This is a genomic window from Mastigocladopsis repens PCC 10914 (genome assembly GCF_000315565.1).
Classification (GTDB): domain Bacteria; phylum Cyanobacteriota; class Cyanobacteriia; order Cyanobacteriales; family Nostocaceae; genus Mastigocladopsis; species Mastigocladopsis repens.
Genome location: NZ_JH992900.1, coordinates 262,048 through 283,273 on the forward strand (window position 1 = coordinate 262,048; position 21,226 = coordinate 283,273).

A 21,226-nucleotide genomic window follows, 5' to 3' on the forward strand; every position below is an offset into this window, starting at 1 on the left:
CACGGCTTCTAGCCGTGGGAGTGTCAAAACAATTAAATACTTTTATAAAAAGGCGGAATGGAAAATTTAAATCTTTATCCGCCTTCTGTTTTAGAACGAGTACAAGCTCATTATTTGAGCTTGTACACTATGTCCCTAAACTCTTAAATGTAGAATGGCATACCATAATACCATTTCACGAAAAGCCTGATACAAATAAAGCATCAAGAATAAAATCCCAACCTGTAATAGAAGCAACGATTGATGTGTTTAATTGTTCCAATCGCTTCCAAATAAATTCTCTTAATTCATCTAAAGTTGAGAAGCTTTCCCAAGTTAAATGCCTTTTAACCTCCTCCCACAATCTTTCAATTGGATTAACTTGAGGTGTATGCGGAGGCTGAAATAACAAAACTATATTTTCTGGTAGTTTGAGATGCTGACTAAAATGAAACGCTCCATTATCTAACTGAAGAATATGTATATCTTGAGAATAAGTCTCTGAGAATTTTTCTAAAAAAATATTGAAACAAGCTGTATTTAAATGAGAGAATTCCCAAATAAAATGCTCTCCAGTTAATGGTTCTACTAATCCATATAAATAAAAATTATCCCGCTTCCATTGCATAATGCCGATGGGCTTGACTCCTTTTGTCGTAATTAATCTCCCAGGTTCAGTCTTCAACCCCACACGGCTTTCGTTTCCACACCAATATCTAATTTTTTTTTGTTTATCGACTGGTGCTATGATGTGTTTTTTAATTACTTCTAGGTATTGTGGCAGTTTTTTTTAAATTCCAATTCTGCTTCACTATCGTATTTGACACCTACGGCTCGCGGTACTTTTAGCTTCGCTTTCATTTGATAGCGCACTGTGTCGTGTACTACTTTATATGATGCTTCTATCCCTTCCACTGCTTTTAACCAAGTTCGTATTTCTTCATAACTTTTAAATCCCTGTGGCTGTTGAAGTTCTCTGTCTAGCTGCTCTCTTGCTTGTAAGTTAATCATTGGCGGTCTTCCTGGACTCTTTTTCGTTGACAATAAACCTTTTATTCCTGATTCGGTATAGTCCTTCAACCATCTTTGTACCGTTACCCTTGCTCTCCCTAGCACCACCGCTACATCCTGTATTGTTTTTACATGACCTATTTTCAGCAAATACAACGCTTGAATCCGTTCACGACTTGATACTATTTTTTGTTTTCTCAGCAGTTCCTGTAATTCTTCTGCTGACTCATATATTTCTACTTTGGTGACTCCAGCCATCTTTGCTCGTTGATATTTATTCCTTCTTTATCTGTATCATAGTTTTAGTGAATTGGTATAAGCCATCCTCGTGGGAAAAGAGCTAGCGCGTCTGCTCTCGCTTGTCCACAATTTCCACGACTTCATGGTCAGTAGCAGTTCTGTCTTCGTATCTCGGAGCAGTTCTGTCCTCATATCTATCTGAAGCTTGATTAACAGGGGGAGCAACATCGGAACTGTAATTACGGTCGTCATTAGATACGTTGTATACATTCCAATTACGAATGTTCCGATTCCGTAAAATGGAGTCAGCACGATTAATTTCATCCTCGGTGCCTTCGATCATCACCAAGTAGTCTCCTTGAGATACACACTTACTGTATGCTTGGGCATCCTCTTCAGGAATGCCTGCACCAGTCAGCGCTCCTACAAGACTTCCTGCTGCTGCACCAATCCCAGCACCAGCCAAGGTAGTTGCTATAGTCCCGGCTGCGAGAAAAGGACCTACTCCTGGAATAATTAAAGCTTCAAGTCCCACAAGTAAGCCACCAACACCGCCTAAAACAGTACCTGCTACTGCACCAATCCCAGCACCTTCTTGAGCCTCATTGTCACCACGGTCTTTGACATCAGCGCCAGCAATTTGGTCATTGTGGTCTGCGTTCTTAGCTAAGATAGAAACTCTATCCATATTGAAACCGGAGTTTCTCAAGTCATTTAACGCTGCTTCGGCTTCTTGTCGGCTAGGAAACGTACCAACTGCACGCTTACGTTGTTGAAGTGCCATTTTTCCTCCTTACAAGATTACAAACCTATTAACTTTTATAGAACCACTGCACATCTTCTCTGTTGGTATGAGCGCTTTACACAGGTCAAAAAACAAGCATCATTTCAACTAGAAACTCAAATGAGACTGTTATCTCTCTTTAAGAATCATGTAATTTTGGAGCCCCCAAAAAAAATCCTTGTTTTTTAACTTACCCATTATCTTCCTAACGTCACAAGAAGAAATAAGCATTGCACAATCAAAAAAATAATTTAGATATTTAATTGTTTCTAAATCATTTAAAATCTACAACACCTTACAATTGGTAAAACAAGTTTAGGTTAAGTTGTTGAATGACAGTTAAGTAACTTAACTGCTTCTAGTTTGACGATATATTTAAAAAGTGGAAAAGTGGTGGAGTGTTGAGCAATGTTGCCAAATATTTACAGCAGTTTTCAATAGAGTAGACCATAAATTTAGTAAGCTAAAGGAGCAACAAAAATACTCATCTGGCGTGGCTGTTGGGCAAAGTACGATCGCATATCATGGGGTAAATCAAGCAGGCGGTCTTGTTTGGCTTGCCTTTCGCTGTAAGCGGTTAAAAATGCGGTTGATTAGTTTTGAATCCACGATGGGCTTGCTGATGCAATCGTCAGCACCCGCTGCAAATATCTGCTCAACAGTATCTGCTTGTGTATGAACAGTCAAAAACAGCACTGGCAGCCCGCTCCAATGCGGGTCGTTACGTACCACTTGACACAGTTCAATCCCATTGATATAAGGCATTTCTACATCTAAAAGCAGCAAATCTGGGGAAAATTCTGTCAGGACGTCCCAGAAACGTCGCGGATCACACAGAGTTGTCAGCTTAAATCCCTTTGGCTCTAGTAATTTCTGTATAACAGTCAGCACCTCTTGGTCATCATCTACAGCCATGACTCTTGCCTCACTAGTAGTCAGGTGTTGCAGCTCCTGAGTCACTAGCTGCAACACAAGGTTTGCAGGCATGGACTTGTGCAAAAAACCACGTCCGCCAGCTCGCACGACTTCTAGGCGCTCAGTAAAATTATTTTGGTCTGTAAAAACGAGTACTGGAATTGGTGGTGTTTGGTTGGACAATTCTGCTAGCAGCTTGAAACTGTCCTTAACACCATAAGGACAGCAAAGGTCGAGTAGCACTACATCGGAAGATGCGAATGCCTGCGGCACGGCTTTGCCGAACGCACTTCTGGCATCGGCAGTGTTTGTAGCAGTCTTTACTTGCATTCCTTGGGTAGCAGCTTCTTTAACCAGTTGCTCTACGACTTTAGGATCATCGCTAATCAGCAAAAGGACATTCTGACATTGCTTACTTGCCACTGGCTCAACATAAGTTGGCTGAGTGTGCGTTTCCTCTAGCTGCCGTTGCAACTCCTTCACAAGTTCACAAAGGCGTTGAGACTGAGCCTGGTCAATAGGCGTGGTACCACCAAGCAACTGCTCTATTTGGTAAGCCAGTTGCGAACCCGCCAGAAAGCCAAAACTTCCCATTGCACCCGCCAGCTTGTGAGCTTCTTGCTCAGCATCAAGTCGCAGTTGAACATCAAATGTCCCCTGTGTTAAAGCATTGGTTGCTTGCTCCAACACAGCGATACGCGAGCCAACTTTAGCTTTGAAATCCTCCCGCGCCTTGGCAACGGCTGCTAACATAGCTTGTTGCTGCGCTAAGAATGGCTCTTCTTCGGTTGTCTGAGAACTTTGCTCTTGGGGTAGAGGCTTCAGACGATAGCCCAATCCGTAAACCGTTTCAATCAAATCATAGTTAGCACCTGCTGCTTTGAGTTTCTGCCGTAAACTTTTGATATGAGACTTAATTGTGTTTTCTTCTGGTGGGTCTTTATCAGCCGCCCAAAGTTGATCAATGATTGCACTTCGGCTAAACACGCGCTGGCTGTTGCGTAAAAAAAGCTCCAGAATACTAAACTCCTTGGCTGTTAAATGCAGCGGTTGACTGCCATAAGTCACCTCACAACTACTGGGATCCAGGCGTAAGCTTCCCCATTCTAGAACAGGAGGTAAAGAAGAATTTCCCCGACGTAGTAAAGCGCGAATGCGAGCTGTTAACTCTTGAAAATCAAAGGGTTTAACGACATAATCGTCTGCTCCGGCATCTAAACCCATAACTTTATCAGTTCTAGTGTCAAGTGCTGTCAGCAGAAGAATAGGCATCTGATAGCCCTCTTGACGTAATTGCCGGCAAAGACTAATACCATCCAATTTGGGCAGCATCACATCTAGCAAAATCAAATCATAGCTACAAACCTCTGCCAACTCCCAACCATCTTGACCATCAGCAGCAATATCAACCACATAATGTTGTGTGTTGAGAACGTCTGCAACAGCTTGAGCGAGCGAATGATCATCTTCAACTAAGAGAATTCTCATGCTGAGTATTTGCTTTTCAAAGCACCCCCTAGCGCCAATACTAATGGGTTATATCTTTGTAGAACCACCTGACATCTATCAAAGGCTGTGATCACTTCAGACTCAATCTAGCTAGAATGACAAGACTCCCATAAGCAACCCAAAAAGGCGCTCTGACCAAATATGCTTCATAAGACGTTCCTAAGTCGCGCTAAAGCGTACTTGTTGAACGCAGTTAATTTCGCAACTGGTTCAGGTTGATATTAGGTGGTATTAACACTTCATTAACCGCATGGATAACACCGTTGCTTGCCTGGATGTTTGGCTGGGTCACACTCGCATCGTTCACCGCGATTTGATTGGTAGCAGAATCAATTTGAATGTTGATAGGTCTGTCGGCGAGCGTTTTCAGTTGTCCACGCTTGAGTTGATTAGTACTCACTTCACCAGGCACCACATGGTATCTCAAAATCCTAACAAGCGTTTCTCGGTTCTCAGGTAGGAGCAATCTTCTCAGCGTCTCTTTTGGTAAAGCAGCAAACGCCTGGTCTGTGGGAGCGAAAAGTGTATAAGGACCTTCGCTTTTGAGAGTGCCTGCTAGACCTGCTCTTTGTAAGGCAGAACTCAATGTTGTGAAGTTTAAAGCAGAAAGAGCAACAATGTCACCAGGCTCTGTTGTAGAGGTCGTTGAAGTAGTTGCAGTAGTAGAACCACGATTATCTGATGTAGATGTCGTCATTGTTGTGGTTGCCCTAGCCGAACCACTAGTATCTGATGTAGATGTAGTCGTTGAAGTGGTTTGGCTCACCTCACTATTACGACCCACAATGTAATTAGCCGCTGCAACATTGTTAGCAAGTGGTTCCACCCGTCCTTGCCGTACTAAAGCTTGATACAAAAGTGCTGCTGCTTCTGCACGCGTGAGAGTTCGCAGCGGATTGAGAGCTTGTACATTTGGATAGTTGACAACAATGTTTGCCTGTGTTGCAGCAGCTATAGGATTGATGGCATAAGCGGGTATCCATTTGACATCTTTATAAGAGCTTTTAAGAATCTCTTCAGGCGTGCCATTAACAGACAAGCCCAAGCCATTTGCTAAAGCAGTTATCGCCTGCGCTCTAGGAATGGGTTGTTCTGGCAAAAACTGTCCACCACCGTAGCCTCTCATAAACCCTGTTTGGAAAGCTTCCTCAATTGCAGAAGTAGCCCAGTAGTTAGTAGGAACATCTCTAAATCCAGATTCTGCCAACGGTCTAGTTTGGTTCTGCTCAAAAGCATTGGCAATCATCGTCGCAAATTCAGCGCGTTCCACAGGTTGATTTGGTCTAAAGGTTCCATTAGAAAAGCCTGTAATTATTTTTCTTTGGGCTAGGGCTTGAATAAATGGTCGAGCCCAGAAATCAGGTGCAACATCAGAAAAGTTGACCGCTGCACCCGGAGTGGGTGATGGAGATGGAGAAGTCGTCTGAGTAATGGCGGGAGCAGTAATTACTATGGGAGCCATTGCACCAACTGTCATAGCAATAGATAGCAAGGTGTTACCTGATGACCAACGTAAGAAATTATTCATCATAGTTGAAAATATCCTCCAAATATGGGGCTAGCTCTTAAGCGTTACCCCAAGTAAAACTGCTGTGTTAGGGTGTAGGAAAAGTAAAAAGTAAAATTATATCTTTTGGCTTTTAACTTTTTTCACTACACCCCGTCTCCAGAGGGGACTGGATAGGTATATAAATCTTGGCTGTGCATCACAGGATTTTATTTTGATGCAAAAAATTTAGTAATTCAGCAAAGCTGCATAACCTCTAGTTCTTCCCAACCTTATGAGAAGAAATAGGCATTGCACAATCACAAAATGATTTAGTAATTTAATTTGTATATATTTCTTTCTAAATCATTTCAAATGTGCAACGCCCAACAATTAGTGAAAGAGGAAGTTGAAGTTAAGTTGAGAAACGCTAGTTCAGTAACTTAGCTGCTTCTACTTTGAAGATATCTCTCAAAGGTGGAAAACTTGTGGAGAGTTGAGCAGTGTTGCCAAAATTGCTAATGACAAGTTCACACACTGCTATCGATAGCAGACAATCCTAAACAAGATGCCTCAGGATCTGTAAAAACCATGACTGGTAAATTATAACTTTTTAAAGCGACTTGACATCTATCACAGGTAAGGATATGACAGGTAAGGAAAACTTGAGCATCTATGCCATATCATGCCCTCATAGGATGATTACTCCCAGTTTCCAGACATTGTGACAAGGCAATTGACGACTGCAACCAATTCAGCTGCCTTGATTGGTTTAGCTATGTGTAGCTGGAAACCTGCTGCTTTAGCCTGTCTGTAATCTTCTTCCCTGGCATACCCCGTGAGTGCAACAGCCGGAATGTGTCCGCCCATCTCTGAACTCAGTTTCCTGACTTTGCGGATGAACGTGTAGCCGTCCTCGTCTGGCATCCCGATATCACTTACTAGCACATCTGGTCTTAATTGTTCAAGCGCTGCAAGTGCTTCGCCTACCGAGCCAACAGCAATCACTTGCGCTCCACTCTCAGTAAGTACTGTGTTAATCCACTCCCGCACGTCAGCCTCATCATCCACAACTAGCACTTGCAAGCCGTCGAGCCTCGGAGGATTCTCTAATGCTGCTGTGTCTTCCCCAAACGTTAGCGCCTGTATTTGATCTGAATTGCTGGTTTGAGCTTCTTTTGCTGAGGGGATGGCTAAGAGAGGCAGCATTACTGTGAACGTTGCCCCTTGTCCTACTCCTGGGCTTTCTGCTTGGATAATACCACCGTGCAGTTCTACCAGATGACGTGCGATCGCCAAGCCCAACCCTAGCCCCTTATTTGACCGAGTACTTGTGCTGTCTGCTTGACGGAAGCGCTCAAAAACATATGGTAGAAAGTCAGGACTGATACCCTTACCTGTGTCGCTCACCTGAATTTGAGCATAATTATCTGTTGCTTGTTGTTCGCTACCACTAACCACTGACAATCGCACCTCAACCCGTCCGCCGTTAGGTGTAAACTTAATTGCATTGCAAAGTAAATTCCACACGACCTGTTGCAAGCGGTCTGAATCGCCCCAAATTGGTTCTACCGGGGTATCAAGCACAGACTTAAGTTGAATAGCTTTGTCATCTGCTGATGGTTGTACAACTTCTATCGCATCTGCAATCACTTCCACCAGGTTAATCGAACTAAAATTCAGTGAGAGGTTCCCCTGAACAATACGTGAAATATCAAGCAAGTCTTCAATCAGTTGCATCTGCAAGTTTGCGTTGCGCTCAATCGTCTCAATCGCATCCCTCACCCTATCCTCATCTAGCATACCTGTTTGCAACATCCCTGCCCATCCAAGAATTGCGGTCATGGGGGTGCGTAATTCATGGGAAACTATTGCTAAGAAATCATCCTTTGAACGGTTTGCTGCTTCTGCTTGAGCACGTGCGGCTTGTTCACGTAGCAGTAGTTGATTGCGTTCTTCCTCAGCGAGCTTGCGCTCAGTAATGTCTTGCATAATTTTTGAGAAGCCGCGCAGATTTCCGTTCTCATCTCGTAAGGGTGTGAGGACACATTGCGCCCAGAAATGTGTGCCATCTTTACGGATGTGCCAGCGATTCTCTTTGGAAAAACCTTCGGCTACCGCTGTTCTCAGGACTTGCTCAGGTTGTCCGCGCTCAATCGCCTCTGGTGTAAAAATTCGCTCGAAAGGCTGCCCAATAATCTCTGCGTCTTGATAACCTAAAATGCGTTCTGCTCCAATGTTCCAACTGACAAAGTGACCGTTCGGACCGAGCATGAAAATGGCGTAGTTCGTTACTCCTTCTATTAGCAAGCGGTAACGCTCTTCGCTTTGGTGTAGGCTTTCCTGAATTTTACGTAAGCGCTCGTAATTACCCTGGGCTTTTAGTGCATTAATTTCGGCTTGTCGTTGGGCATAGCGCAGCGCTGCATTTAGCGAGTTGATCAGCAGTGCCACTAGCACGAACTGAACCAGCCCTATTATACCTGGCAAACTCACAGCCAGCGAATGTGGAAGTAAAAAGAAGTAAGCGCAGGCTAAAGCGGACAGAACAGTTGCAACGAGCCCCGGTCCCATACCACCATACCAGGAACTAACCATGACAGCGGCAAAAAACAGTGGGTAAACGGTCAGCTTTTGCAGCGGCCATAGGAGCCGTGTCAGTAGCAGAGCTAGTAAAACCGTTATTATAGCAACGCTATAGCGTTGTAGCCGGGAGCGCGTCAATCTCAGCATATTTTGTTCTCTCTGGTCGCTCCGGTGGTGTACTTAGGGCATAATTGGGCGTTCTCTATTTCTGCCCGAGTTTTCCACTTTTGCGCCCTAACTTTGAAGATGAATCTAAAAAACATGGTAGTCCTAAACAAGTCAGGGTAGATTCTTCCGGCAGCGATATCAAGAAGGCTGTGCTTTGTCTGATTCTTCCAAAGCTTAAAAACCATATTGCAGCTTTTTTGTATTTCATTCATTAGAGCAGATGCCTCCTGAAATAAGAACTATCGGTTATTGTTCCTAATTTGGGGCACCGCCTGAACACTCCAACACATTTTTTGCCACATAACTCAAGCAAGTTTAAAATGAAAACAACAATCAAACGATACGGTACTGAAACTATTCAGCTTAAGTCGCTAGCTGATTTGGATCGGATTGTATCTGAACAATTCAATTTACCTTTACGCCCATATTCAACAGATATGAGGGCAGCCTTAGAACTAGTTGTCTTTGCTTTGGAAAACTCTGAGCGTCCTCACTTTGAAATATACCGCTCTGAGTCGAATGCTTTCCCAGATTTACCCTTTGCAGTCAGCTTTGAACAAGAGGCAAGGACTTATGGCAAAACCGCACCAATAGCAATTTGTCATGATGCTCTCCATCGGCTTAAAGGAGTTATAGTAACAATTTCTGGAAGTTACTATTGGAATCTAGACTGACCTATTTAACTACCCCTTCATACTGAGTATGGGAGGAGTAGTTGAAAACAACAAAGAAGACAATAACGATAACAATGACAGCCAAGCAAATTCTAGTCATTGACGATGAAGATGATATCCGCAAATTGATTCAGACCTGTTTGGAGATAATGGGGGGCTGGCAAGTACTGAGCGCCTCCTCAGGCAGTGAAGGGCTGCTCTTGGCTCAGGCTACCCAGCCTGATGCTATCCTTCTAGATGTCATGATGCCTGATATGGACGGTCCGACCACTTTTCAACAGCTACAGGCGAATCCGACAACTCAGCATATCCCTGTCATTTTGCTAACAGCTAGGGGGCGCGCCGCTGACCACCACCTGTTTGCTGGACTGGGCGTGACAGGCGTAATTAATAAACCCTTCAATCCTCATAAACTAGCTGACCAAGTAGCAGCAACCTTGAAGAATCTTAGGGTCAAGTTTAAGTAGTATTTTTTCCGCTATCCTTGAGTTCTCCACCATTGCTGCCTAATTTAAAGTTAGCTCTGGCTTAGTGTTGAGTTAACCCAGGTTTTTCTCAAGTAAAAACTTTGATGTCAACAATGTACCACATTCTGTATTTAATTTGAACTGCTTAAGGCGCTAAATCAAGCTAATTGCTGTAAATCTAACGATTTCTCGGTGAAATCAATATTTAAATAATGCTATCTGAAGGTTTATATGTTGAATAATTTAGAACCTTTTTCGCATCCCCCAAGTAAACAAGAATTTGCCGCTACTTTTCATGTAACAAGTCAGATTAGCTTCTGGGTACAGTTAGCACTAGGTAGCGTATCCACGGTTGCTTTGTTGTTTGCGTCCTTTAGTCGTAACATCTCTGCCCAAACAAATAATCCAGGCATTGGCTTCGGCATATTTTTAGCTATAATTAGTCTTTTATTGCTGTGTTTCAGAGTCTATTGGGCTTTCCGTTACAGACGTTTAGCTAAACGTTTACAAGCACCCACCCTTGAAATCAACCCTAATAAGGAAGACGTAATCCAAGTTTTACGAGTTGGATTAATCGTTAGTTTGGTTGGGCTATTAATAGCTTTTGTTGCATCTGAAGAAACAGTTGCCGTGGTACTGGCTAAAGCTCTAGCCCAACCTCAAGGAGTAGCAGTATATAACCCAGAAACTGTTATTCATTCGCTGGATATTTTTGTCTTGCTAGCAAACGTTAATATGATTGGTGCCCACTTTTTTGGCGGATTGACTTTGCTTGGGTTACTCAATTGGATAGAGTAAAAGTGAAGCGTAGCATTGATTTCATCGGGGCAGAAATACCTGGAATTATCCACGAGTTTTCCACTATTAAAGTTTAAATTCAGATTGTTGATGGTTCCTCGTTAGTTGTATTAAGTTGAGCAGCTCAACTTTTTCTTAAACTTCACATCCAAACAGCTTGAAGTGTCAAGAAAAACTTCTTTAAAGAATTCATTAATAACTGGACAAACTAAACATCTATTTTGAGATGTTCGCTCAATCGTTTATACATTGTGTGAGGCGATATGGCTTTTGCTCCACTTAAACACGCTATTGGTGTATTTCCCAATCATCAAGAGGCAGAATATGCACTTCACCAGCTCAGAGATGCTAGTTTTTCTTTTGATAAAGTTTCCGTAATTGCCAAAAATGCCGACAGCAAGCTTAGAGGTGCTGACATAACTGACCCAAATGGAAACTTAGCTAGTGAAGGCGCTAAAGTAGGCGCAGTAACAGGTGGTGCAACGGCAGGTCTAGTAGGTTTATTTGAAGGGCTGGCTGTGGTCACAATTCCCGGAATGGGTCCCGCACTTGCACTGGGAATTGTATTAGCAAATACCCTACTAGCAGGTGGTATTGGGGCAGTAGCAGGCGGTCTTCTTGGTGGTTTAATTGGTTGGGGAATTCCTGAAGAACAAGCCAAATTTTATAATGACCGGGTGTCGCAAGGTTATTATCTGCTGATAGTCGAAGGCACAGAACACGAAATTCGTCGTGCCGAAACCATTCTGAACAGTCAGAGGATTCAACAGTGGCGTGTTTACGACGCACCAAGGAGTATTGGTCGTTCTCAAATGAGCGTGAGTAGCCGTCAGCCAGGAATTGATTAATCAAGGCTCATCTGTTTGGACATCTACGCATCAACACAATTTGCACTTGCCTCAACGGAATTAATGACAAATTTTTGGAGATTCTACATGATGAATACATCTGATCAAAATAAGAGCTTTGCTCAAAAGCTGTGGAACGCCAAAGGAAGTATTGCTCTGGCACTCTCCGTAGTGCTGCTTTCTGCTTGTAATAACAACTTAGAGCGAGAAGCCGCAGTACCAGAAACCAATGTCACCGCAGAAGAAGTTGCTGACAATACAACCCAACTGATTGGAAAAACTGTAACGGTGAGGAGTGAACCTATCAAGAAAATTGCTCCAACAACTTTTACGATCAGCGATAAGCAATTCTTTGGCAGTGAACCCATCCTGGTTGTAAATGCCTCAGGTAAACTTTTTGCTCTGCCTGGTGACTCAGACACACCAGTTCAGGTTACGGGTCCGGTTCGCAAACTTGTTGTTGCAGATATTGAGCGAGAATACAATTTGGATTTAGATCCAGAGTTGTATGTAGAGTACGAAAACAAACCTGCGATTATTGCACAAGCAATTGCACTAGCACCCAAACCGGGTGAAATTACCACCAACCCTAAGCAATACTACGGTAAAACACTAGCAGTCACAGGTGAAGTCGAAGACATTAGAAGTGCGAGCTCCTTCACTCTAGATGAAGACAAGTTGCTAGGTGGACAAGACTTGTTAGTTATACGTGCTGGTACTCCAAAAGGAACTGTCAATGAGGGTGAGAAGGTTGCTGTAACGGGTGTGTTGCGTCCGTTTGTCGTCGCTGAGTTGGAGCGAGACTATGACCTCACGTGGGATTTAACCTTGCAACGAAAGCTAGAAGCAGAGTACAGTAACAAGCCTGTACTAGTTGCGACAGAAGTGTATCCTTCAGCGATTCCGCAGTAAACCAAAGCACTTTGTGCGGGGGGAAGATCACTGCTCTCTTATTTCCCCTGCTCCTGCATATTTGCAATCTTCCCCTTTAAAAGGTTTTAAATGTTTGCTCAATTATGACACCTGACATCTTGCACCAAGAAAAATTTATGTTAATTTAAAACCCAGTACTAAGCTTGAAGTCCTTATTTTTGCGAGAAAAGCCAATAAAAGTGATGTAACTTTATTGCGCTACTTTTGACTAAGCCTAGGCTTATACGGAGACGTGCATCTCAGACACCAAAGAGTATTTGTCATTCTCAAATGAGGGTGATTAGCCGTAACTCAGGAATTAATTCATCAAGGTTGCTCATAACATTTTTAGGAGGCATCTATCAATGCGTACACCCAATAACTTATATCAAAAAAGAGTTGGGCTATTAGGAACAATTTTTGGGGGTTTGCTCATCAGTATCCCAGCAATTCCTCAAGCAGTTATAGCCCAGCAGCCTACTTCCAAAGTTAACCCCTGCCCTACTATTTTCTACGAAGAACCACATAACAGTCGAGTTTTGGTTCCGCAAGGTTGCCCACCAAATACTGCAACTTTCAGACTGAGTGGACAAGGGGGAGTTGTTGTACAACCAAGAATTTTGGTTCAGCCTCAGGGTTTACCTGTTAATCGCCAACCAATACCTTACCCAGAAAGCCGACAAGACCCCATTGCTACCGTCATGCCAACAGCAGGCACGGTAGATGTAAGATTGAAAAACAACACTAACGCCCGCATTACCTATCAGGCGATCGCACATACCCAGCCCCGAATTCTCCCAGGTAGAGAAGAAATTGTCCTGCAAGACTTACCAACGCCTGTGACAATCACGATGGTGCGTGAAGATGGCGGACTGGTCAAAGTTATGCCCCTATCTAAATCTGATTCAGGGGTGTTGGCAGTTTCGCTGGATGAGAAGACTACCCCCGATAATAACCAGGGTGTGTTGAGAATTCAAAGGGATGGTCAAGTCTTTTTGAACTAAGTCTGCATCTGCATATATATCTGCTCTCGAATTACCTTTGAGCAGATATGTATGCACTTGCCTAGACGGAATTCCTGGTAAAATTCATTTATATTTTTCATAGATTTGCTTGAGATTTTGGTCAAAAGCTGTGGAACGCCAAGCAATGAAAAAACAGCAGACTCGCAAACTCTATAAAAACCCGTTCATTAGGCGCATACTCGTTGGGCTGACTGGATTTATCCTGTTTTTATCACTGTCTGGGCTACCCAGTTTGGCTCAAAATGCACCAGCTAAGTTTCCGTTTTCAAATCCCCAACAGCAACAACCTATTACTACACCCAAACCGCCTGTAGCACCTGCTCCTACTGCACCAGGATTAAATGACCCGCAGGAATTTGCAGCTTTCATAGACAATATCTTCAATGAGCTGCAACGCCCAGAATTGACATACCATTAGACAAACCTCCTACGCCCCCAGTTCCTGCCCAAACCTCCGAAAGCGCCGAAATTGAGGCAGCAGTCCGGCAACGCGTCAACCAAGTGCGTCAACAAAATGGACTGAGACCTTTGCAAGACAATGAAAGACTAGCGCAGCTTGCCCGGAACTACAGTTGGCAGATGGCTGAAAAAAACTTCTTCAGCCATACCGGGGCAGATGGCAGTACCCCTAATCAACGAGTACGCGTTGGGAGAGTCTCCTTCTGGGTTGTGGGTGAGAATCTCCTCAAAAGTCCGACGAATATTTCGCAACCTGGAAATGTAGCGGTGGAGAGTTGGTTGAAAAGTCCAGAATATCGGCAGAATATTCTGCGTCCCGTTTTCACACAAACGGGTGTGGGAGTTTGGCGAGCTGGCGACACCTACTACATTACGCAGTTGTATTTACGACCTTAGTGGGGGCGATCGCCTGACCACATCTTTCATGCAGTGCGGAAAATTTGTTTGTAGATTAAATCACAGAGGTGTAAGTATTATGTCAGTTGATGTACTAATCGTGATTGAACCTGCGCCAGGTTCGGCTGCTAGGGCGATTGAAGGTGCTGATGTTCCTCAAGATTTTGTACTCCTGATTCCAGATCCACCTGCACAGGAAGCTTACCCGATTATTGGTCTGACTTGGGTGCTGCTGTAGGAGCAATATGATAACCCTGCCGCTTCAGAAGCACTGAAAAATGTGATCCGCTGACCGTTATCTGATGAAGGCAAGAAATATGCTGAAGAATTGAGCTATCTGGCTTTGCCTGATGACCTATCACAGCGAGTTATTGCCAGCTTGGATACAATTAAAGTGGCTGAGGCGCAATGAAGACTATCACTGTTTAGTTTGATTCTTCGATGATTTAGTCGAACCATTCAAGTTATCACTTTGCGACTGATTTTTCAGCCAAGCGGTCAAAACTTCAGAAAGTTGAGACAAAGACTTTTCTAACGTGGGTGAAAGTTCCAAAGGAAGATTTCCTGACTGCAAATGGAGGGAGCGTTGCGGAAAGGGAATCTGAACATGACGATGGCGCAGAATTTCTTCAATTTGAAAGTAGAGGTCGCTCTTGATTTGAAACTGCTTGCGAGGTTGCGAGATCCAAACTAATAGCTGAAAATTTAAAGAATCTTCACCAAAGGCTTTAAACCAAACTTTAGGTGCTGGTTTTTTTAAGACATCAGGATTATCTTTTGCCGCCTCTAGCAGGGCAGAACGCACAATACTTAAACTTGAACCATAAGCTACACGCACGGGTAATACTAGCCGAGACACAGGGCTACGATGGCTCCAATTCACCACCTCCTTATCTAATAAACGAGAATTTGGCACAATCACCGTTATGTCATCTAAAGTACGGATATGAGTGCTGCGGGCAGTTAATCGCTCCACCGTTCCCATAAACTCCCCAATTTGCACAAAGTCCCCGATTTCGATAGAGCGCTCAAAGGTGATGACTAAACCGCTCACCAATTCCTTGGCAATTCCCTGCAAGCCAAACCCAATTGCTACACCCAAAACACTCGCTACTATTGCCAGCGAACTGATGTCCAAGCCCCATATTTGCAGCAGAACGACTGTACCAATAAATATTAAACTGTAGTTGATAATAACGGCTATGGATTCTTGAACACCTCGGCTAACACTAGTAATGCGTAGTAAGCGCGATCGCAATAAATTCGTAACTGCTCCTGTAACAGCCACTAATCCAAAAAATAGGGCAATTAGGATAATGATATTGATGACTGAATAAGACTTTTCCCCTAGAGAAATGATTGGTGATGTCAGACTCATCCAAAGAATATTAGCAATGCCCTGACTCCACTCCCGCGTTAACGGAAATAAGTCTGTAATGTAAATAACCGTTCCTAACCATAATCCGGCATGCACTAAGGAAAGCGTCAATTGTACAAATAATTCAATACCCTTAGGTTGCGCTCCCGTATTGGGGTCATTAGCAGCCCTTGGAACTAATCTGCGTAGCCAAGAACGACAAATCCGACCCAAAACTAGATGGAGAGCAACTGCACCCAACACGGATAAAACTGCAAATAATATCGCCCTCCACAGATAACCTAACCTTCGTTCTTCTTGACCTTGCGAAATAGCTTCAGTGATTTGTTGCACCCAGATTTGAGCCTGTTCCTGCTTTGTTCTACCAGGAGGAGTGTCTTGTTGGGTTACCGTTAGCAAGTGACGACCATTTACCTGAATCACAGGTAATTCATTACTTTCTACAATCTCCACCTTTGCTGGTTCAGTTGAGCGGACTGCCGCCTTTAAAATCAATTTGGCATCAGCCGCACGATTTTCAGCGCTAAATTGCCCAGATTGACTGACTTCAAATAGCCGACGACCATCCAGTGTAATCACAGATGTCGGTCGCCCTTGCGCTTGTACTGACATTTGGCTAGTTGAAAACCATGTCAATACAATCATTAAAGCAATGGCAGAAATGATGATAATAATGCGAAAGCGACGAAAGCGACTCATAAAAACCTCGCGGGAGTTTGGAAACCAAGTCTTCTTATTCCAATTTGCGAGCATTACCGTTACCTTCTGCTTTCGCATTGTCTCTTTGTGCTCGCATATCGGCAAGCTTCCCAAGAGCATCACTGATTCTTACTGGTTTCTTACTGGTTTTGGCACTTTACCCGATCCTGCGGGCCATCCTTCACGCTGACGCGAGCGATCCCCATCTGTTTCTTCTGTCTGATCGTGGAACAAAATTTGTGTCGTTGGGAAGGGCAAGTCAATGCCGTTGGCTGTCAGCTTATTTTTGATAGCAGTCAGAACCTGATCCCGTGAGTCGAGACTATCTGCCCGTCGCGGGGGAGCAATCCACCACCGGGCGCGGATATTGACTGTACTTTCAGCAAGTTCCATCACCAGCACGTCAGGAGCGGGGTCTTTTAAGACCACATCTACACTATGCATTGCTTGGAGAATCAACTCCTTCGCCTGTTCAATGTCGTCACCGTAACCAATGCCAACATCATACTCCAAGCGGCGGTTCTCAAAGGCAGTATTCACAGTGACCGAATTTGTAAATAGTTCCGCATTGGGAATTACGATGCGGCGACCATCGTATGTTCTGATTGTTGTAGCACGTGTCTGAATGTTTTCTACCGTTCCCTCAAAGGTTTTAAAGATAATTTGGTCATCGATTTGGAACGGTTCAGTTAAAAGAATCAGGATACCAGCCAAAAAGTTTTGCAAAATGTCACGGAAGGCAAAACCAATTGCTACACCACTGATACCTAAGAGTTGAACTAAATCTCCTGCTTGGAATGTTGGAAGGACAATCGATAAAGCTATAAATAAACCCAGTAAGATGATAGCCCCCTGCGCCAAACGTCCGAGAATCAGCCCCAAATTACGTGCATGGCGGTACCTCCGAGTTAGGCGTCTGACAGCAAACCGAATTATCCTAGCTGCAAACCAAAATAACGCAAAGACGAGCAATGCCAATACAATATTAGGCAGCATGATGATGAAACTATCAAGCATTTTCTGAAGTTTTACCCATACTGCTGATACTGATTCCTGAAAATTCATTACACCTTTTTCCTAGGGAGATGGTGCTTATATTAATAGAAAATTTTAAAAATAATTTCTGCCTAAGGTCAGTCATATATTGCAGCAATACACAAATTTTTCTAACGCAGCATAACTTTTATCCAGTTTGTTATGGCATGATCTGCTTTGGCTCTTGTCAAAAAAAATCAATCATTTTAATGTTATAACTCTGGCTAGATGGAGAAAGTTTCAAAATATGAATAAATACCCAGAAAACAACAAGAGTTTTGAGGGAATCCATAGAGGGGTTGCAACATAATTCCTCAATTTTCGTCTACAGCCTTTTTCGTGAATGAGGGATAGTATTTTGCGAAACATCAATAATATTCGCCATCGTTTCAATAATTTAAAAAACAAAAGAGTCGCGCTGCATGAAATAGAGGAAATACGAAGCGGACTCTTAGAAGAATCAACTATAGATATAAATTATCTCGTGTTGATTTTAGGCTCCTGTGTCATTGCCACCTTAGGATTACTTTCTAATAGTGCCGCTGTCATTATCGGTGCTATGATAATTGCTCCTTTGATGTTACCAATTCGAGGGTTAGCATTTGGAGCTTTAGAAGGCGATGTTGTCCTTTTCCGGAAAGCTTTGACTGCAATTGTAGTAGGAACAGCCTTGGCAATCACTTTAGCTTTGTTAGTTGGTTATTTTGTAGGACTTCCAGAATTTGGCAGCGAAATTATTAGCCGTTCTAAACCTAATTTACTAGATTTAGGAATTGCAGTGGCAGCTGGAGGAATTAGTGGTTTTGCTAAAGTTAAGCCAAAAATTTCTGGTTCTCTGGCTGGTACTGCCATTGCTGTTGCTCTTATGCCACCGATATGTGTTGTGGGTTTGGGTTTATCACAAACAAATTGGTCGCTTAGTATCGGTGCAACCCTACTTTATCTAACCAATCTGCTGGGAATTACTCTTTCTTGCATGTTGACTTTTTTGGTCACTGGTTACACTCCATTGAAGCGTGCGCGTAAAGTCCTTGGCTGGACACTAGCTTTTACAGCAATACTCGTCATTCCTTTAAGCGTGAGCTTTTTTCAGTTGATTAGACAAGCCAGGCTTGAAGCCAGTCTAAAAAGAGCTTTACTCAATCGAACTATTACCTTTCAACGAGTGATATTACTAGATAGTGATGTGAATTGGCTAGCAAATCCGCCGGAAGTCCGTTTGAATGTTCGCACTAAGGAACCTGTCACACCAAGACAAGTGATGCTTTTAGAAGAATTTTTAAAAAAAGAAATGGGTCAGCCGTTCACTTTGATTTTTGAAGTTGGTCAAATAGAGGAAGTTAGGCGCAAAACCCCGGATAATTTTAAATTGAAATAGATGTTTGAAGTCAGTTGACACTCAGACATTCTTAACTATAGTAGGTTGTGTAAAGCGTTTCTTAATCCAATCTTCTATAAAAGATGTTTACTTTTAATTATGAAAAATATTTTTGTGTTGAAGTCATTCACTTTATGTTAAGAATTATAAATTTTTAAGTTATTGTCTGCCCCAAGGTACATGATTTATTTTTCATTTTAAAGGCTTGATCTAGAAGCGGGTGATCGCCCTATGTCCCTCACCGTGGGCACGCCTGCGGCGTCAGTCCTGCGGACAGGCACTTTCGGCACGTAGTGTGCCCGTAAGCGCAAAGTGCACACTGAGCGCTTCCCTTCGGGACGCTTCGCGAGCGCGCAGCGTGCCCGATGGTTTGCTATTGTTTACAGACGATACCAACGGCGTAATTTACCGAGTGTCATATATCGGTGAAAGTAAGTAGCACAAAACGCGGCGGAAACCATGCATAATACGTATCTGACGCGCAGAGGTTGAGATATTCCCCGTGTCCTCATGTCTCTATATCCCCATGTCCTCGTTGCTGTCACTTTCTATTCACATTTATCGTCGATACTCGAAATAGAAAACAATTGGTCACTTCTTGAGAGTCAAAAGTCTAGAGTGATTAAAGTTAGCTCTTGGCTCTTGACTCTTTATTACCTTCAATAATGTACACACAAAAGCTTATTGCCAATAGGGAGTTTTTATTATGGCTGGACTGATTTAGACTTGGTTAGTCACCGCGGCGTTGCTGAATCAAAATATGAATCATGCGATTGCGCGGAGCGCAGTGCCCTAAAGGGCAATCGCTTCAAGGTTGCGGGCGCGTAGCGCTCGCACTGGCACGGAACCATATTTTAGATAATGTATTACCAATCGAATAGATAGTTTAAGCATTTCTTCTGACTTAGAGTAACAAAAAGTTTTACGGTGAAGCCGAGCGAGGTAATGTCGAAAACGGCTATTTTCACCTTCGACCCGTGTCATATATGTTTTACTTACAAGGTGATCACCTGAATCAATAAAACATGGATAAACTGGATAACCGTCTGTAACATAAAAATAAGAATGCCAACACTTTATTCGTTGCCATAAACGTTTAAATGTTTCTGCGCTTCTGTCGCCCAAAACCCAAGCTATAACTCCTGGAACCTTATGGTCCACCGCTGTCCATAACCAAATTTTGTTTTTTTTGAGCCGATAAAAGTTTCAAGCTCATCAATTTCAGTCACTTCTGGTATTTCCTGAGATTCCGGTGCGTCCACTAAGGTGTTGCCAACCTCTTTGACCCAATTTATAACAGTTGTATGATGTACTTTTTTAACCCTTTCAATCGCACGGAAACCGGAGCCGTTTACATACATTTCTAGACACTCACGTTTAAAATCTTCGGAGTATCCTTTGGGTTCGTAACTATCGATAAACTGACGACCACATGAAACACATATGTAGTTTTGTTTACCACGTTGCCAACCATTCTTACGAATGTGAGTTGATTCACATCTTGGACATTGCATAGTGATCGCTCTAATTCATATTTCTATTCTGCAACGCCAATAAATTTAGGGGCTTCTGACTAACACTCTCCACTCTGGTTGTACAAAACTCATGCTGATATTTAACAACAGAGTTTTTAATTCCTAAGCTGAATTCTGGCAATGCTCGTTCTAAGTTCTTTCTTGGTAAAGAAGACTAAAGACTGAAGAATCTCAGATACGCTCAGTAACGTATTCTTATTCCTCTGGATAGATTGATTTAGCCCTCAATAGTATTATGACCTGAACCAAGATATGTTGCATAGGAGTGCGGTCAACTTAAGGCTTGCTGCCATCCTTAGCTATTCAAATTGAGTTAGTAGCACTATCTCTTTAGTATTACTTTGGAAAACACGCTTGAATTCTCCACGAGTTTTCCACTATTGAGGCTTATCTTTAAATTGTATACAGTTCCTCAGTGCTTCAATTAAGTTGAAACACTTAATATTTTCTGAATTCTTTATCTAGATATTTTGCAGGCTCAATAAAAAAATAAAGAATTGTTTGAGATATAAAATTCACATTTATTTACTTTTTTTTTAATAATATAGGAGCAAGTAGTATTGAGATCTCTAATATCTCTAATTCATAATAAACTTGAAGGTTTTGTTAACAGAGTAGTCACGGAATTGTCTCAAGCTACTTTTTTAGAATTGATTGGTTAAATTTTATCTTTTGTTGATAAAAGCTGAAAGGTAAAAATTTTATTCAAAGAATGACAAGGAGATAAGAACAATGGCTATTTCTAAACAATTGATTTCTGTGCTTTTTCTTGGAGCAATGTTAGCACTTGCTGCTGGCTGTGAAGGACCTGAATATGAAGAAAACGATCGCCTGGGTATAGTTCCAGAAAACAGCAATTTACTTGTAGCAAGAAGCGTGGCACCTTCTAGATAAACATGATTGTTGCAACCATTGGCAATGCATTGCTGTGGCTGCATTGAGTG

General features: G+C 42.7%; 19 protein-coding genes and 1 pseudogene. 11 read left to right on the plus strand and 9 right to left on the minus strand.

Annotation, left to right across the window (positions count from 1 at the left end):
• Nucleotides 1–175: 175 nt before the first annotated feature.
• From MAS10914_RS0101455 to MAS10914_RS0101480, 6 genes are all read right to left on the minus strand, one after another.
• Complete coding sequence (locus MAS10914_RS0101455; protein WP_332248791.1) at nucleotides 176–763, minus strand: IS630 family transposase; 588 nt, start codon at nucleotides 761–763, stop codon at nucleotides 176–178.
• Nucleotides 748–1,248, minus strand: a complete 501-nt coding sequence (locus MAS10914_RS0101460) for a helix-turn-helix domain-containing protein (RefSeq protein WP_017314015.1) — start codon at nucleotides 1,246–1,248, stop codon at nucleotides 748–750. The genes MAS10914_RS0101455 and MAS10914_RS0101460 overlap by 16 nt, the downstream gene beginning before the upstream one ends.
• Nucleotides 1,249–1,330: 82 nt before the next feature.
• The gene (locus MAS10914_RS0101465) at nucleotides 1,331–2,014 is read right to left on the minus strand and encodes a general stress protein (RefSeq protein ID WP_017314131.1); all 684 of its coding nucleotides are present in this window, start codon (nucleotides 2,012–2,014) and stop codon (nucleotides 1,331–1,333) included.
• A gap of 534 nt (nucleotides 2,015–2,548) precedes the next feature.
• The gene (locus MAS10914_RS0101470; RefSeq protein WP_017314132.1) at nucleotides 2,549–4,417 is read right to left on the minus strand and encodes a response regulator; all 1,869 of its coding nucleotides are present in this window, start codon (nucleotides 4,415–4,417) and stop codon (nucleotides 2,549–2,551) included.
• Nucleotides 4,418–4,631: 214 nt separating this feature from the next.
• Entirely contained in the window at nucleotides 4,632–5,966 is a 1,335-nt protein-coding gene (locus MAS10914_RS0101475; RefSeq protein ID WP_017314133.1) for a fasciclin domain-containing protein, read from the minus strand.
• A 660-nt stretch (nucleotides 5,967–6,626) separates the two neighbouring features.
• Nucleotides 6,627–8,657, minus strand: a complete 2,031-nt coding sequence (locus MAS10914_RS0101480) for an ATP-binding response regulator (RefSeq protein WP_017314134.1) — start codon at nucleotides 8,655–8,657, stop codon at nucleotides 6,627–6,629.
• 341 nt (nucleotides 8,658–8,998) lie between these two features.
• Between MAS10914_RS0101480 and MAS10914_RS0101490 the strand changes: the two genes are divergently transcribed.
• From MAS10914_RS0101490 to MAS10914_RS34815, 9 genes and pseudogenes are all read left to right on the plus strand, one after another.
• Complete coding sequence (locus tag MAS10914_RS0101490; RefSeq protein WP_017314136.1) at nucleotides 8,999–9,352, plus strand: hypothetical protein; 354 nt, start codon at nucleotides 8,999–9,001, stop codon at nucleotides 9,350–9,352.
• Between the two features lie 74 nt (nucleotides 9,353–9,426).
• The gene (locus MAS10914_RS0101495; protein WP_017314137.1) at nucleotides 9,427–9,819 is read left to right on the plus strand and encodes a response regulator; all 393 of its coding nucleotides are present in this window, start codon (nucleotides 9,427–9,429) and stop codon (nucleotides 9,817–9,819) included.
• A 231-nt stretch (nucleotides 9,820–10,050) separates the two neighbouring features.
• Complete coding sequence (locus MAS10914_RS0101500) at nucleotides 10,051–10,617, plus strand: DUF3611 family protein (protein ID WP_017314138.1); 567 nt, start codon at nucleotides 10,051–10,053, stop codon at nucleotides 10,615–10,617.
• A gap of 263 nt (nucleotides 10,618–10,880) precedes the next feature.
• A complete protein-coding gene (locus tag MAS10914_RS0101505; RefSeq protein WP_017314139.1) occupies nucleotides 10,881–11,465 on the plus strand; it encodes a hypothetical protein in 585 nt (194 codons plus the stop codon).
• A gap of 87 nt (nucleotides 11,466–11,552) precedes the next feature.
• Nucleotides 11,553–12,377 (plus strand): hypothetical protein, encoded by an 825-nt coding sequence (locus MAS10914_RS0101510; RefSeq protein ID WP_017314140.1) that lies wholly within the window; start codon nucleotides 11,553–11,555, stop codon nucleotides 12,375–12,377.
• Between the two features lie 365 nt (nucleotides 12,378–12,742).
• Entirely contained in the window at nucleotides 12,743–13,381 is a 639-nt protein-coding gene (locus MAS10914_RS0101515; protein ID WP_017314141.1) for a hypothetical protein, read from the plus strand.
• A gap of 145 nt (nucleotides 13,382–13,526) precedes the next feature.
• Nucleotides 13,527–13,820 (plus strand): hypothetical protein, encoded by a 294-nt coding sequence (locus MAS10914_RS0101520; RefSeq protein ID WP_017314142.1) that lies wholly within the window; start codon nucleotides 13,527–13,529, stop codon nucleotides 13,818–13,820.
• Nucleotides 13,799–14,257, plus strand: a pseudogene (locus MAS10914_RS29305) (CAP domain-containing protein); the annotation flags it as partial. The gene MAS10914_RS0101520 and the pseudogene MAS10914_RS29305, both read left to right, overlap by 22 nt.
• Nucleotides 14,258–14,336: 79 nt before the next feature.
• A complete protein-coding gene (locus MAS10914_RS34815) occupies nucleotides 14,337–14,495 on the plus strand; it encodes a hypothetical protein (RefSeq protein ID WP_017314144.1) in 159 nt (52 codons plus the stop codon).
• 180 nt (nucleotides 14,496–14,675) lie between these two features.
• On the opposite strand, the gene MAS10914_RS0101535 is transcribed toward MAS10914_RS34815, so the two are convergent.
• Nucleotides 14,676–16,388: a mechanosensitive ion channel family protein gene (locus MAS10914_RS0101535; protein WP_017314145.1), complete on the minus strand. Its 1,713-nt coding sequence runs from the start codon at nucleotides 16,386–16,388 to the stop codon at nucleotides 14,676–14,678.
• 75 nt (nucleotides 16,389–16,463) lie between these two features.
• A complete protein-coding gene (locus MAS10914_RS0101540) occupies nucleotides 16,464–17,399 on the minus strand; it encodes a mechanosensitive ion channel family protein (protein WP_017314146.1) in 936 nt (311 codons plus the stop codon).
• A 313-nt stretch (nucleotides 17,400–17,712) separates the two neighbouring features.
• Here MAS10914_RS0101540 and MAS10914_RS0101545 point away from each other — a divergent pair, with 313 nt between their 5' ends.
• A complete protein-coding gene (locus MAS10914_RS0101545; RefSeq protein WP_017314147.1) occupies nucleotides 17,713–18,747 on the plus strand; it encodes a DUF389 domain-containing protein in 1,035 nt (344 codons plus the stop codon).
• 792 nt (nucleotides 18,748–19,539) lie between these two features.
• On the opposite strand, the gene MAS10914_RS32440 is transcribed toward MAS10914_RS0101545, so the two are convergent.
• Nucleotides 19,540–20,261 (minus strand): IS1 family transposase gene (locus MAS10914_RS32440; protein ID WP_156818064.1). Its coding sequence is split into 2 segments (ribosomal slippage): nucleotides 19,540–19,940 and nucleotides 19,940–20,261, totalling 723 coding nucleotides; the frame shifts between segments, so codons are not numbered across the junction.
• A 753-nt stretch (nucleotides 20,262–21,014) separates the two neighbouring features.
• On the opposite strand from MAS10914_RS32440, the gene MAS10914_RS33805 reads away from it, so the two are divergent.
• The gene (locus tag MAS10914_RS33805) at nucleotides 21,015–21,176 is read left to right on the plus strand and encodes a hypothetical protein (protein WP_017314148.1); all 162 of its coding nucleotides are present in this window, start codon (nucleotides 21,015–21,017) and stop codon (nucleotides 21,174–21,176) included.
• The last annotated feature ends 50 nt before the right edge of the window (nucleotides 21,177–21,226 follow it).

Bases quoted from the DNA above. Each gene is read 5' to 3' on its own strand.
- MAS10914_RS0101460 (WP_017314015.1), bottom strand. From the start codon at position 1,248: ATGGCTGGAGTCACCAAAGTAGAAATATATGAGTCAGCAGAAGAATTA.
- MAS10914_RS0101465 (WP_017314131.1), bottom strand. From the start codon at position 2,014: ATGGCACTTCAACAACGTAAGCGTGCAGTTGGTACGTTTCCTAGCCGA.
- MAS10914_RS0101470 (WP_017314132.1), bottom strand. From the start codon at position 4,417: ATGAGAATTCTCTTAGTTGAAGATGATCATTCGCTCGCTCAAGCTGTT.
- MAS10914_RS0101475 (WP_017314133.1), bottom strand. From the start codon at position 5,966: ATGAATAATTTCTTACGTTGGTCATCAGGTAACACCTTGCTATCTATT.
- MAS10914_RS0101480 (WP_017314134.1), bottom strand. From the start codon at position 8,657: ATGCTGAGATTGACGCGCTCCCGGCTACAACGCTATAGCGTTGCTATA.
- MAS10914_RS0101490 (WP_017314136.1), top strand. From the start codon at position 8,999: ATGAAAACAACAATCAAACGATACGGTACTGAAACTATTCAGCTTAAG.
- MAS10914_RS0101495 (WP_017314137.1), top strand. From the start codon at position 9,427: ATGACAGCCAAGCAAATTCTAGTCATTGACGATGAAGATGATATCCGC.
- MAS10914_RS0101500 (WP_017314138.1), top strand. From the start codon at position 10,051: ATGTTGAATAATTTAGAACCTTTTTCGCATCCCCCAAGTAAACAAGAA.
- MAS10914_RS0101505 (WP_017314139.1), top strand. From the start codon at position 10,881: ATGGCTTTTGCTCCACTTAAACACGCTATTGGTGTATTTCCCAATCAT.
- MAS10914_RS0101510 (WP_017314140.1), top strand. From the start codon at position 11,553: ATGATGAATACATCTGATCAAAATAAGAGCTTTGCTCAAAAGCTGTGG.
- MAS10914_RS0101515 (WP_017314141.1), top strand. From the start codon at position 12,743: ATGCGTACACCCAATAACTTATATCAAAAAAGAGTTGGGCTATTAGGA.
- MAS10914_RS0101520 (WP_017314142.1), top strand. From the start codon at position 13,527: ATGAAAAAACAGCAGACTCGCAAACTCTATAAAAACCCGTTCATTAGG.
- MAS10914_RS34815 (WP_017314144.1), top strand. From the start codon at position 14,337: ATGTCAGTTGATGTACTAATCGTGATTGAACCTGCGCCAGGTTCGGCT.
- MAS10914_RS0101535 (WP_017314145.1), bottom strand. From the start codon at position 16,388: ATGCTCGCAAATTGGAATAAGAAGACTTGGTTTCCAAACTCCCGCGAG.
- MAS10914_RS0101540 (WP_017314146.1), bottom strand. From the start codon at position 17,399: ATGAATTTTCAGGAATCAGTATCAGCAGTATGGGTAAAACTTCAGAAA.
- MAS10914_RS0101545 (WP_017314147.1), top strand. From the start codon at position 17,713: ATGAGGGATAGTATTTTGCGAAACATCAATAATATTCGCCATCGTTTC.
- MAS10914_RS33805 (WP_017314148.1), top strand. From the start codon at position 21,015: ATGGCTATTTCTAAACAATTGATTTCTGTGCTTTTTCTTGGAGCAATG.